This window comes from Peribacillus sp. P4_B1 (genome assembly GCF_056402395.1).
In genome coordinates this window covers 15656-28743 of sequence record NZ_JBFUHM010000039.1, presented here as the reverse complement: position 1 = coordinate 28743, position 13088 = coordinate 15656, and the positions used below count along the sequence as shown (strand labels likewise).

The 13088-nt window shown below is 40.3% G+C and carries 13 protein-coding genes; 7 read left to right on the top strand and 6 right to left on the bottom strand.

Features of this window, described 5'->3' with window-relative positions:
• Window positions 1-109: 109 nt before the first annotated feature.
• Window positions 110-424: a hypothetical protein gene (locus AC1DVK_RS19560; protein ID WP_477627187.1), complete on the top strand. Its 315-nt coding sequence runs from the start codon at window positions 110-112 to the stop codon at window positions 422-424.
• A 237-nt stretch (window positions 425-661) separates the two neighbouring features.
• Window positions 662-1702, top strand: a complete 1041-nt coding sequence (gene tdh / locus AC1DVK_RS19555) for an L-threonine 3-dehydrogenase (RefSeq protein WP_477627192.1) — start codon at window positions 662-664, stop codon at window positions 1700-1702.
• 55 nt (window positions 1703-1757) lie between these two features.
• On the opposite strand, the gene AC1DVK_RS19550 is transcribed toward tdh, so the two are convergent.
• A complete protein-coding gene (locus tag AC1DVK_RS19550; protein WP_477627186.1) occupies window positions 1758-1922 on the bottom strand; it encodes a hypothetical protein in 165 nt (54 codons plus the stop codon).
• Window positions 1923-2276: 354 nt separating this feature from the next.
• On the opposite strand from AC1DVK_RS19550, the gene miaB reads away from it, so the two are divergent.
• Both miaB and AC1DVK_RS19540 read left to right on the top strand, forming a co-directional pair.
• Window positions 2277-3821 carry a tRNA (N6-isopentenyl adenosine(37)-C2)-methylthiotransferase MiaB gene (miaB, locus tag AC1DVK_RS19545; RefSeq protein WP_061462480.1) on the top strand — a complete coding sequence of 515 codons (1545 nt, stop codon included), beginning with the start codon at window positions 2277-2279 and terminating at the stop codon, window positions 3819-3821.
• A 1-nt stretch (window position 3822) separates the two neighbouring features.
• Window positions 3823-4251 carry a YlbF/YmcA family competence regulator gene (locus AC1DVK_RS19540; protein WP_061462481.1) on the top strand — a complete coding sequence of 143 codons (429 nt, stop codon included), beginning with the start codon at window positions 3823-3825 and terminating at the stop codon, window positions 4249-4251.
• A 149-nt stretch (window positions 4252-4400) separates the two neighbouring features.
• On the opposite strand, the gene AC1DVK_RS19535 is transcribed toward AC1DVK_RS19540, so the two are convergent.
• The 3 genes from AC1DVK_RS19535 to AC1DVK_RS19525 form a co-directional block, all read right to left on the bottom strand.
• Window positions 4401-4616 carry an integrase core domain-containing protein gene (locus AC1DVK_RS19535; protein WP_430151200.1) on the bottom strand — a complete coding sequence of 72 codons (216 nt, stop codon included), beginning with the start codon at window positions 4614-4616 and terminating at the stop codon, window positions 4401-4403.
• Window positions 4617-4741: 125 nt separating this feature from the next.
• Window positions 4742-5146: an IS3 family transposase gene (locus AC1DVK_RS19530; RefSeq protein WP_477627185.1), complete on the bottom strand. Its 405-nt coding sequence runs from the start codon at window positions 5144-5146 to the stop codon at window positions 4742-4744.
• Window positions 5147-5350 (bottom strand): hypothetical protein, encoded by a 204-nt coding sequence (locus AC1DVK_RS19525; RefSeq protein WP_289320679.1) that lies wholly within the window; start codon window positions 5348-5350, stop codon window positions 5147-5149. It lies immediately after the preceding gene.
• Window positions 5351-5883: 533 nt separating this feature from the next.
• On the opposite strand from AC1DVK_RS19525, the gene AC1DVK_RS19520 reads away from it, so the two are divergent.
• The 3 genes from AC1DVK_RS19520 to mutL all read left to right on the top strand — a co-directional run bounded on the left by AC1DVK_RS19520 (window position 5884) and on the right by mutL (window position 11283).
• Window positions 5884-6423 (top strand): outer spore coat protein CotE, encoded by a 540-nt coding sequence (locus AC1DVK_RS19520; RefSeq protein ID WP_056526911.1) that lies wholly within the window; start codon window positions 5884-5886, stop codon window positions 6421-6423.
• Between the two features lie 269 nt (window positions 6424-6692).
• Window positions 6693-9320 carry a DNA mismatch repair protein MutS gene (mutS, locus tag AC1DVK_RS19515; protein WP_477627184.1) on the top strand — a complete coding sequence of 876 codons (2628 nt, stop codon included), beginning with the start codon at window positions 6693-6695 and terminating at the stop codon, window positions 9318-9320.
• A gap of 22 nt (window positions 9321-9342) precedes the next feature.
• A complete protein-coding gene (mutL, locus tag AC1DVK_RS19510) occupies window positions 9343-11283 on the top strand; it encodes a DNA mismatch repair endonuclease MutL (protein ID WP_477627183.1) in 1941 nt (646 codons plus the stop codon).
• A gap of 77 nt (window positions 11284-11360) precedes the next feature.
• Here mutL and AC1DVK_RS19505 read toward each other — a convergent pair whose 3' ends face one another.
• Both AC1DVK_RS19505 and AC1DVK_RS19500 read right to left on the bottom strand, forming a co-directional pair.
• Window positions 11361-12518, bottom strand: a complete 1158-nt coding sequence (locus tag AC1DVK_RS19505) for a site-specific integrase (RefSeq protein WP_477627182.1) — start codon at window positions 12516-12518, stop codon at window positions 11361-11363.
• Window positions 12519-12554: 36 nt separating this feature from the next.
• Window positions 12555-13052 carry an ImmA/IrrE family metallo-endopeptidase gene (locus AC1DVK_RS19500; protein WP_477627181.1) on the bottom strand — a complete coding sequence of 166 codons (498 nt, stop codon included), beginning with the start codon at window positions 13050-13052 and terminating at the stop codon, window positions 12555-12557.
• Between the last annotated feature and the right edge of the window lie 36 nt (window positions 13053-13088).

Here is a 13088-nt window from a genome sequence, read left to right as displayed (position 1 = left end):
CCCTTAAGACGGGGTGAACCTTTTTTGCGGTTAATTATTAGGCTTTTCAGTAGATAGGCCACATGCTAGAAGACTTACGACTGGCTTAGCTTAACAACCGTTGTTGCATTTGCCGAAGTTACGGTTAAAAACCGCAACCTCCACCGCAACCTCCACCGAAGCCGCCACCGAAGCCGCCGCCGAAACCGAAGAAACAGCAACGATTCCTTCTTCTACAACAACAGTTGTTGTTGTTATGATGATGGTGGTGATGGTGTTGATCTCTGTCGCGGTCCCGATCCCGATCGCGGTCACGGTCATGATCGCGGTCACGATCTCTGTCGCGCCTATTACAACCTCTCACAGCACGACAAAAATCGTCTGCGATTCTATCGTTATTATTGTTGTTACCATGATGATCATGATTATGGTTTCCAGAACATGACATATAAGTCACTCCTTCAATTATTTTTGTTGTACAAGATATCTTATTCGAGAGCGGACGAGATGCTATAGAAACATGACCCATTTAACAAAAATGTACGAATGCCCCAAAATCAACTTTATTTTTGTACAAAAGACCGATACAAAAGCGATTAGGTATTTTTTTAATTAGTTTTTCATATCTTTACATATTAAGGCAGGTGAAAAGAGCAGCCCTATTTCAGGGGGAGTGTATATGCTGAGAGGGAAAATGAAAGCAGTCGTCAAACATCACCGAGGATATGGGGCACAATTACAAGTTGTCGATATTCCGGATATTCGTGAGGACGAGGTCTTGATTCGAGTAAAGATGACCTCTATATGTGGAACGGATATTCATATCTTCACCTGGGATAAATGGTCGCAGGGAAGAGTGAATCCACCATACGTTTTTGGACACGAATTTGCTGGGGAAGTAATGGAGATAGGAGAAAATGTGAGCAATGATTCAGTTGGTGATTGTGTATCTGCCGAAACACATATAGTTTGCGGTACATGCAGGCAATGCTTAACCGGCCAATTCCATATTTGTAAAAAAACAAATATTATCGGACTCGATAAACAGGGATGCTTTGCAGAGTATATAGCTCTGCCGGCCAAGAATCTATGGAAAAATCCAATTGGTATGCCACTCGATATAGCTACCATCCAAGAACCGATGGGAAATGCAGTACATTCAGTGCTTGCTGGTGAGGTCCTGGGTAAAACGGTGGCCATAATCGGCTGTGGTCCAATTGGGCTTATGGCAGTTGCTGTAGCAAAGGCTGCAGGTGCCGATAAAGTGATCGCTCTTGATATTAATGATTATCGGCTTCAGCTTGCCAAAAAGATGGGGGCTACAGACCTCATACATTCAATTAAACAAAATCCACTGGAAATCACGAAAGGCCTCACAAATTCGGATGGGGTGGATGTGGTTTGCGAAATGAGCGGTAATCCTAAAGCTATTGAACAAGGGTTTAAGATGGTGACGAATGGTGGAAGGATATCAATTCTAAGTCTGCCATCTCAGCCGGTCACGCTTAATATAACGGATGATATTGTATTCAAGGGTCTTACTGTCCAAGGGATAACCGGAAGGAAAATGTTTTCAACCTGGCAACAGGTTTCAAGTTTGCTTGGGAGTGGCAATGTTGATGTAAAACCAATGATTACACACCGATTTTCACTAAGCGATTTTGAGAAGGGTTTTGAACTGATGATCAAAGGTCAGTGTGGCAAGGTGCTCCTAACCCCTTAAAGAGTGAGAAGGTTCACGAGTAAAACAACCAAATAAACGAGTAAAGCGGTCAAACTCAGCGATTAAAAAGCACAATTTCACGAGTAAAATGCCCAAACTCACGAGTAAAGCGCCCAAACTCACGAGTAAAATGCCCAAACTCACGAGTAAAATGCCCAAACTCACGAGTAAAATGCTCAATTTCACGAATAAAGCGCCCAAACTCACGATTAAAGCTCAAACCCACGAGTAAAGCGCATGGTCTGCATTTTTAAAATAGCTGTGAAGGAATAGTATCATCCTATCATTTAATAAGAAGAGGCTAATATCGTCATATTGAATATGCGAATCAAGCCTCTTCTTTCTTGTTCTTATTTTCCACGTTTGTGAAAAATTTCTTACAATTGAAGAAGGCACGACAGAATGATTGTTTCTTGCTGTTAAAAGCTTTATACTAAGTTAATGTGGATATATCACAATTAAAAGCTAATATTTACTGGAAATTCTTAAAAAGAAACCGTATAAAACCATTAGAAGATAGGTCTTGAAATAGTTGGTGAAGAAATAAACTAACTATTTTGAAAGGAGATTAACTATGAACGAGAAACAACGATTAGAATCACAACAAGTACAGGCTGAAAATTCAGCGGACAAAAAATCCGATAAGGACTTCAGTAAGTACTTTCAAGCCGTTTATATTCCGCCTTCCCTAAAAGATGCGAAAAAGCGAGGAAAAGAAGAAGTAGAATACCATGATGACTTTGCAATTCCTGAAGGTTTCCGTGGAATGGGAGAAGGCAAAAAGTTTTACATTCGTACATATGGCTGTCAAATGAACGAACATGATACAGAAGTCATGGCGGGCATCTTTACGGCACTTGGTTATGAGCCTACAAACACGGTGGATGATGCTAACGTCATATTACTTAACACTTGTGCGATTCGGGAAAACGCAGAGAATAAAGTGTTCGGTGAATTGGGCCATTTGAAATCATTGAAATTGGAAAAGCCGGATCTTTTGCTTGGGGTTTGCGGTTGTATGTCGCAAGAGGAGTCTGTTGTAAAGCGGATTCTAGAGAAGCACCATTTTGTAGATATGATTTTCGGAACGCATAATATCCACCGGCTGCCGCAAATTCTTAATGAAGCTTATCTTTCCAAGGAAATGGTCATTGAGGTTTGGTCCAAAGAAGGTGATGTAATCGAGAACCTTCCGAAAGTGCGTAAAGGCAAAACGAAGGCATGGGTCAATATCATGTATGGCTGCGATAAGTTTTGTACATACTGCATCGTACCTTACACAAGGGGTAAAGAAAGAAGCCGCAGACCTGAAGATATCATACAAGAAGTCCGTCATTTAGCGGCTCAGGGTTACAAGGAAATAACACTGCTTGGACAGAATGTGAATGCATACGGTAAAGACTTTGCGGATATTGAATATCGTTTCGGTGATTTGATGGATGAGATCCGCAAAATCGATATTCCGCGTATTCGTTTTACGACCAGCCATCCCCGTGACTTTGATGATCACTTGATTGAAGTTCTGGCTAAAGGGGGAAATCTCGTTGACCATATCCATCTTCCAGTTCAATCGGGAAGTACGGAAACACTTAAAATCATGGCCCGTAAATATACACGAGAACAATATTTAGAGCTAGTAAAAAAGATTAAGGAAGCAATCCCAAGTGCATCGCTAACAACTGACATCATTGTAGGCTATCCGAATGAAACGGAAGAGCACTTTGAAGAGACGATGTCTTTATACCGTGAAGTTGGTTTCGATGCAGCATATACTTACATCTATTCACCACGTGAGGGAACACCGGCTGCGAAAATGCAGGATAATGTACCGATGGAAGTGAAAAAGGAACGCCTGCAACGTTTGAATGCCCTTGTCAATGAAACGTGTGCATTGAAAATGAAAGAGTATGATGGGCAGATTGTTGAAGTGCTTGTTGAAGGCGAAAGCAAGAAGAATGCGGAAATATTAGCAGGTTATACAACGAAAAATAAGCTCGTGAACTTCAAAGGACCAAAATCGGCAATTGGCCAAATCGTAAAAGTGAAAATCACTGGAACGAAAACATGGTCATTAAATGGGGATATGGTTGAAGAAGCAACGGCGATTGAGGTGGAGTAATATGACTAAATATACTAAAGATGACATACTGTCAAAAGCGGCAGAGCTTGCTGAAATGATTGCGAGCACGGAAGAAGTCGATTTCTTTAAACGGGCAGAAGCTCACATCAATGAAAACCAAAAAATACGTGAAATGATCGCCAGTATCAAGAGCTTGCAAAAACAGGCGGTAAACTTCCAGCATTACGGAAAAGAAAAAGCATACAACCAAGTTCAGGCTAAAATCGATGCACTGGAAAAACAATTGGATGAACTACCGATCGTCCAAGAATTCAAACAATCCCAAGTTGATGTAAATGATCTTTTGCAAATGGTCTCATCACAAGTATCGAATAAGGTAACGGACCTGATCATTGAATCGACTGAAGGCGACGTCCTTCGCGGTGAGACAGGTTCACAGGTGCAAGCTGGAGGCGGAAGTTGTTCATGAATATTAAAAAGCCCTACTGATTTTGAACTATACCCCGAATAATGGTCACAGTAAAAAAGTCCCTTATTCGGGTAAAGTGTACCCCATTTTTTTGACAGTATAAAAAAATTGGCTAATAGGTGGTCCCGGTATTGTACCGGGGCCATTTTCTATAGTCCCCATTGATAACGAGACTCATTGTATTCTTCAATAACTGGATCAACTTCTTCCTTCACATCCGTTAAATTAGTACATGTTTTATATTCTGCTAAATCTTTAAAGTGGCCAAAAAAACTTTCCATCGGCGCATTATCCCAACAGTTTCCCTTACGGGGATTGCACTCGGATGGAACTCGTGATTCACAGCCTGCCTTAGCTTGTTTAATGTTTCATAAACATATTCATATCTAATGGAGTGGATAAATGATACGTAACTATTTCTTTTATGGCCGAATCTTTTACGCATGATAAATAAGCTGACCCTTTCCATAATAAAGATAGGTAATGTCCTTTAGCAGAATTTCCTCTGGCTCCCTCGGTTTGAATTCACGATTAAGAAGGTTTGACAAGTATGATGCTCCTCCTTGGTTGTCTTAGCTATCTTTCGAGACGGTTTGGCCCTTCTGATTTTTGCGAAGAGATTATATTTTGCCATCAACCGTCTGATTTTCTTATGATTCATGACGGCCGAATGATCATTTTCCATAACCATTTTGATCTGGAGGGTGCCTGCTTTTTCCTTCTTACTGAGGAGTATATTTTTAATTAATTTTATGTCCAAATCATCCTGTTCCTCGCGTAGCTTACGGGTTGGAGCTGCCTTTAACCACTCATTGTAGCCACTTCGACTTACACCAGCTAATTTGCATAGATAGGAAACAGCCTTCTTACTGGTATTGCCTGATCGTTCTTTCAATCAGATAGAACTTCTCAGCTGCAGTGAAAATGATTTCTTTTTAAACGCCCGCCTTTCTAACTCTTCCAGCTTTTTTAGGAAGTCATTTTCCGTTTCAAGGAATTTGATTCTCGCTTCGGCCTTCCTAAGTTGATTCTCTGCAGACTGTGGCTTAGAAGAAGGGCGTCTTTCCTTTTCCGCGGCGTTCAGGAAGCCTTCCTCCACCAAGCCTTTCAAGGTATCACGTCAGCGCTGTAGACAACGCTTAGGTTTTTCCTTACCAATGATTTCGAGATTGAATCCATGTTCTATGAAAATTTGAGAGGGGGATTTCCCCTTTTTTATATTCCTTAATAGCTTTTGTTTTAAATTCAGGATTATAGGAAAATAGAACACTCTGAAGCACTTATGATTTTTGGGTTCTTTTCAAGTTCTTTAACCTGTAAATCAGTATATGTATTCTTACTCGTTGACCCCCTCCGTCCATACTCATTACTCCTATTGGAACATAAATAAACCGGAAAAGGGACGCTTTTTTATGTGTCAGCTATCAGGGCCAAATTTCAATTTAGAAGGGCTTTTTTAATACTTGGAAATCCTTATACAGCGCCCATTCGTGACACATATCCCAAAAGATGCGCATAAAATAACCTAGGTTTAAAACATTACTGCAGTTTTCAAACAATTAAAATTCTACGCACACTAGACTTTTACCACGCATAGGATGAATGGAAACTGTATGAGGAGGGTTCGCTAGCATGTCACAATATAGAGAGATAATTACTAAAGCGGTGGTGGCAAAGGGACGTAAATTCACAAAGTCCTCTCACACCATTTGCCCGGCTCATCATCCTTCTAGCATTCTAGGTTGTTGGATCATCAACCATAAATACGATGCAAAGAAAGTCGGCAAAAAGGTAGAAATTCACGGCAGCTACGAAATCAACGTTTGGTATTCCTATAACCATAATTCAAAGACGGAAGTTGTTACTGAAAAAGTGCAATATACCGACGTGATTTCGCTGAAATACCGTGATCCGGATTGTCATGATGACCATGAAATCGTTGCACAAGCTGTCCAACAGCCGAATTGTTTAGAAGCTTGCATCTCCCCGTGTGGACAAAAAATCATTGTCCATGTGGAAAGGGAATTCTTTGTGGAAGTCGTCGGCGAAACGAAAATTTGTGTCGCTGTTAATCCAGATGGCCGCTGTGAGGATGACTGGGGCTCTGATTTCGATGATGAGGAATTTGAAGATTTAGATCCGGATTTCCTTGATGAATTCGAAGACGAATAGAATATAGAAAGTAACTACCGGATGACATTCCCTTCATCCGGTTTTATTTATTTTGAAGCGGGACAAGTCCTTTATCAAAAAAATAAGATTGAAATGATACTATATACGTGTACATATTTTTGCAGATACTTAACTAGCATTCAACAGTTTAATCCCACAGGGTAATTGATTTACATTCAATTTCGAATACAGGCAATGTTGCTTACCCGTATGTTATAATGAAGGACATAAATGGGTAATAGATTTTAGTTTGGAAAGGTTTTGAAAGAATGGCTGGATATACTCCGATGATACAGCAATATTTAAAAATTAAGGCAGAGTATCAAGATGCCTTTTTATTTTTTCGTTTAGGCGATTTTTATGAAATGTTTTTTGACGATGCACTGAATGCATCACAGGAGCTCGAAATCACATTAACGAGCCGAGAAGGTGGTAGTGAAGATCGAATTCCGATGTGCGGGATTCCATATCACTCGGCTCCTAATTATATTGATATATTGATAGAAAAAGGGTTTAAAGTAGCTATTTGTGAACAGACTGAGGATCCCAAACAAGCCAAAGGTGTGGTACGCAGGGAAGTTGTCCAGCTGATTACTCCGGGAACGAAAATGGACAGTAAGGGCCTTAGAGAAAAGGAAAATAATTATATTGCCACCATCACTTATTTTACGGATGGTCAGTTTGGCTTTGGATACAATGATTTATCGACAGGGGAAAATAAGGTCACTTTGATTGAGAGTTTTGAAGAAGTTCTGAATGAATTTGCCATCCTTGGTGCTAGCGAAGTGGTCATCGCTGAAGATTTCAATGAAGAATGGAAAAAAAAGCTGCAAGAACGGGGAGCTGCCGCTCTGTCCCTAGAGAATAATTTGGTTCAAAGCGAGTCATTCGCTGCATTGCTTCAACTGTTAAAAGACCAGAAACTGGCGACAACGACCTCACGTTTATTGAATTATCTATACCGTACCCAAAAACGCAGCCTGGATCATCTACAGCCAGTGCTTGCATATGAAACGTCACAATATATGAAAATTGATTATTATAGCAAACGCAATTTGGAGTTGACTGAAACCATTCGTTCCAAAGGTAAAAAAGGCTCATTATTATGGCTGCTTGATGAAACGAAAACAGCCATGGGCGGAAGGATGCTGAAGCAATGGATTGATAGACCGCTCATTAATAAAAACCAGATCGAGCGGAGGCAAAGCCTTGTTGAAACCCTGAAAAATCAATACTTCGAACGGCAAGACTTACGTGAACGCCTGAAGGAAGTGTATGACTTGGAGAGGCTGGCCGGAAGGGTCGCCTTCGGGAATGTAAACGCTAGGGACTTGATTCAATTGAAGCGTTCATTGCAACAGGTGCCAATCATTCGTGAAATCGTGAATTCAATGGCTTCCGAACATGATATTTCAATTCTTGCCGATAAATTGGATCCTTGTGAAGAAGTGACGGATTTACTTGAAACAGCGCTTGTTGAAAACCCGCCATTGTCCGTCAAGGAAGGGAATATCATTCAGGACGGTTTCCATAAGGAGCTGGATATATACAGGGATGCCAGCAGGAACGGGAAAACGTGGATTGCTCAGCTGGAACGTGAAGAGCGGGAACGTACAGGAATCAGATCATTGAAAATCGGTTATAATCGTGTTTTTGGCTATTATATTGAAGTCACACGAGCCAATTTGCACCTGCTTGAAGAAGGGCGCTATGAAAGGAAGCAAACTTTAACGAATGCCGAACGTTATATCACACCTGAATTAAAAGAAAAGGAAGCTTTGATTTTACAAGCAGAGGAAAAAAGCATCAGTTTGGAATATGACCTATTCCTCAATCTTCGTGAAGAGGTCAAAAGCTATATCCCGCGCTTACAGGATTTGGCGAAAGGCGTCAGTGAATTGGATGTCCTGCAGTGCTTTGCGACGATTAGCGAAGAACGCCATTATGTGAAGCCTGTCTTTTCTGATGATCGAAGAATCGTCCTGAAGGAAGGCCGGCATCCAGTAGTGGAGAAAGTCCTTCAATCACAGGAGTATGTCCCAAATGACTGCTTTATGGATGGAGAACGGGAGCTACTCTTGATCACAGGGCCCAATATGTCGGGTAAAAGCACGTATATGCGCCAGCTTGCACTAACATCGATTCTAGCGCAGATTGGATGCTTCGTTTCCGCAAGTATAGCTGAATTGCCTATTTTTGATAAGGTATTTACTAGGATTGGCGCTGCTGATGATTTGATTTCCGGTCAAAGTACATTCATGGTCGAGATGCTTGAGGCAAGAAATGCCATTATGAATGCGACTGAAAACAGTTTGATATTATTTGATGAGATCGGGCGGGGAACATCAACTTACGATGGGATGGCACTTGCCCAGGCCATCATTGAATATATTCATGAAGAAATTGGGGCAAAGACCCTCTTTTCGACTCATTATCATGAATTGACGGTATTGGCATCGGAACTGCCTAAATTGAAAAATATCCATGTCAGTGCAATTGAGCAAAATGGAAATGTCGTTTTCCTTCATAAAATTAAAGAAGGGCCAGCAGATAAAAGTTATGGAATTCACGTGGCAAAGCTTGCTGATTTACCGAAGCAGTTAATTGATCGGGCCGCTGCTATTTTAGCGAAGTTAGAGAATGAAAATGGACAAGAAAAGGGGATGCATGACCAGCCTGCTGCTGTTGTAAAAGCACCTATCGCCGAAGCAGCTCCTGTAACATCAGTCAATGAGGCACAGCTTTCCTTCTTTGGGGAAGAGGCTCCTAAGGGAAGAGTGAATTCTTCACCTAAGGAAAATAAGGTGCTGGACGACTTAAAATCACTGGATATCCTTGAAATGACGCCGCTTGAGGCGATGAATATTCTTTATAAATTACAAAAGAAACTAAAATGAGAACAAAAGCGAGGCGATAAAAATGGGGAAAATCATACAGCTTGACGAGGCTTTATCTAATAAAATCGCAGCTGGCGAAGTTGTAGAACGCCCTGCCTCAGTCGTTAAGGAACTTGTGGAAAACGCAATAGATGCAAACAGTACCATTATAGAGATTGAATTGGTGGAAGCTGGACTTGGTTCCATTAGGATCGTGGACAATGGCGATGGGATTTTGGCTGATGACATTGAGGCAGCATTTAAACGTCATGCCACAAGTAAAATAAAAGATGAAAATGACCTCTTCCGAATTCGGACACTGGGCTTCCGGGGAGAAGCGATGCCCAGTATTGCTTCAGTTTCCCGTTTCGAATTGAAAAGCAGCACTGGCGAAGGTGTAGGAACGCGCATACTTCTTGAAGGCGGCATGGTTAAAGAACTCGAGGCTTCATCCAGCCGTAAGGGAACGGATATCCTGGTTTCCGACTTGTTTTACAATACTCCTGCAAGGTTGAAATATATGAAAACCATTCATACCGAGCTAGGAAATATTACGGATGTCGCTAACAGGCTCGCACTTTCGCACCCGGATGTTTCTATACGGTTATCCCACAATGAGAAGCGTATCCTGCATACGAATGGTAACGGTGATGTCAGGCAGGTGCTAGCAGCAATCTATGGGACGAATATCGCCAAAAAGATGATTCCGATTCAGGCAAGCTCTTTGGACTTCAAAATATCCGGATATATAGTTATGCCGGAGGTCACCCGGGCTTCAAGGAATTATATATCAACCATGATAAACGGCCGCTTCATAAAAAACTATGCACTCGTGAAAGCGATCTTGGATGGGTACCATACACTTCTCCCAATTGGCCGTTTTCCAATTGCTTTGTTGAATATTGAAATGGATCCGATTCTTGTCGATGTCAATGTCCATCCATCCAAAATGGAGGTAAGGCTCAGTAAGGAACAGGAGCTTTACAGTCTTTTATCAGAAACGATTAAATCTGCGTTTAAAAAGCTATCTCTCATTCCTAGTGGATATACACCTGCACCAAAGCCAGAACAGGTGAAAAGTGAGCAAACTACTCTGGATTTGGACCATGTCGTGGAAAAGGGGAAGCGTATCCTTGAAGAAGCCAAGAAAGAAGCTTCACTCTTGAAGGATACCTTGATCCGGGAAAAGCAGGGACAAAAGAATTATGAGGATCATGTTGAAGAATTCAATCTCGAACCGATAAAGGAATTAATCTACAGCAATGAACAGCAGCAAATGGGAGATGCCTATATACCGGTCTTACCAGAAGATGAAAGAAAACCATATTTCGAATCGGCTGAAAAATATACAACCTACACTGTCGAGCAAGAGGAAGAAATCGAGGAGGATGAGTCGGAGAGTCGAATCCCTCCCATGTACCCAATTGGGCAAATGCATGGAACATATATTTTTGCCCAAAACGAAAAAGGTTTGTATATCATAGACCAACATGCTGCCCAGGAACGGATCAAATACGAATATTTTAAAGAAAAAGTCGGACGAGTCGAAAACGAGCTACAGGATATGCTCGTACCCATCACGCTTGAATTTTCGACTGACCAATGTATCCGGATAAATGAATATCGGGATGAGTTGGAACGAGTCGGCGTCTTTTTAGAGGAGTTTGGCTATAACGCCTATATTGTCAGATCGCATCCTCAATGGTTCCCTAAAGGAATTGAACAGGAAATACTGGAAGAAATGATCGAACAATTGTTATCGATGAAAAAGGTAGACATCAAAAAACTGCGTGAGGAAGCAGCAATCATGATGAGCTGTAAAGCCTCCATTAAGGCAAACCGTCATCTGCGCAATGATGAAATTCAAGCACTTTTGGATGAACTAAGACGGACAACCGATCCCTTCACATGCCCTCATGGAAGACCTATCATCATCTCTTATTCCATTTATGAAATGGAGAAAATGTTCAAGAGGATCATGTAATTAAAAGCAATGGAGAACCCTTATGTAATGGGGTTCTCCATTGCTTTTTTAGTTAAATGACCACAAAATGACCACATTTATGGGTCCATGCTCTTTATTCCTAGAGCTTTTGAAAAGTTTTCTGCAGAGGAGTCCTGTATATTCTGAGTAACATGACTATATTTATCTAATGTGATAGAAACTTTTGAATGTCCTAATCTTTCTGATACCACTTTGGAATTTTCTCCAATCTCCAACATTATAGTTGCATGTGTATGGCGTAAATCATGAAATCGTATCCTCTTCATTCCGGCAAGCTTAATATCATAAAGAAACTGCTTGTGTATCGTATTGGGATTTACTGGCTCTCCACCAAAAGCAGAAACGACAAAGTGATCCTCTATTAACTTCAACCCCACTTTTAGTAGTTGTGCTTGTTTCTTAACTTTGTAAGATTGTAATTCTTCAATCATCTCATTAGTAATAGAAATATTTCTTTTTCCGCTATGTGTTTTAGGGGTTTGTAAAACAAGACCTTGACCTGAAATATAATAAAGGGAGTGCTGCACAAAAATTCTCTTTTTATTAAAGTCTATATCCTTCCATTTTATCCCGAGTAATTCTCCTCGTCTCATTCCTGTATAAATAGCCAAATAATATAAGATGAAAATATGATCCTTTTGATCTCTCATTCTATTAAGGAATGTATTGCATTCTTCAATGGACCAAGTCTCAACATTTTTCTTTTGACGTCTAGGAGCTTTAACATTATTCATAAAATCATTTTTGATATATTTCCAATTGATAGCGGTTTTCGAGGCATTTTTAAGAATCGAGTGGATGTATTGAATGAATTCTTCTGTTAAACCTTCTTTAAGTAATTCATTGTAATAGGTGCTGATCATCTTTGCTGATAGGTCTTTCATTTTAATATGACCAAATTTGGGTATTAATCGTTTTTCAACTGCACTCTTATATCCGCGGAAGGTAGAAGCTTTTACAGAGGGTTCAGCGATGATGTGAAGGTAATCAGTAATGAAATTAATAAACAATATATTTTTTTCATTTACGAAAGTTTCCTTATCGACATCAATTGTCATTTGGTGAGCTGCTAATTCAGCTTCTTTTTTAGATTCAAAACCACGTCTGGTAATTTGTTTTCGTTTGCCAGTTGAAGAATCCCTACCGAGTTCAATAGTAAAGGACCATGTATAGCCTTTTTTGTTTTTGGCCTGTACTTTTCTGAAGTAAGCCAAGACAATCACACCCTTTCATTTTCTTTGCCTGCAGTATTAATACGTATACATTTTTGAATTCTCAGCAACCAAATGAGAAGTGTAAATATGATTTTGATATTGATCAAATCTTTGTGAAGCAAATTTATTTGTGACATTAAACGTATTAGCTAAAAAAAAAATTGCCTGATTACGATGGTTAGGCATTTCCAGCTTTAAAAGCATGAAAGTAGGAATGCAAAAATGGTAAGCAAAATAAATTGCCTGATTTTCCTGTAATTCTAAAAACATCTTAGGCATGTAGATTTGATTTCCAGCGTGTCTGAGAACATGGCATAACTCATGGGCAAAATCCTGCCACTGCTCCTGGGAAGATAACCGATCCTCAATAATGATTTCACCATCATAAAACCTGCTAGACATTTCCTCGAAAGAAACGACAAGTCCTAAACGTGCTGCAATATCTAAAAAATCTAGTTGGTGAGCATGGTATATATCGATGCTATAATAAAAATTTTTAATCCAATCTTCTAGTAGAGAAGAGCGATAGTTCATGATAAACCCCTCCTAAAAAAAGAGAATATTTGTTCG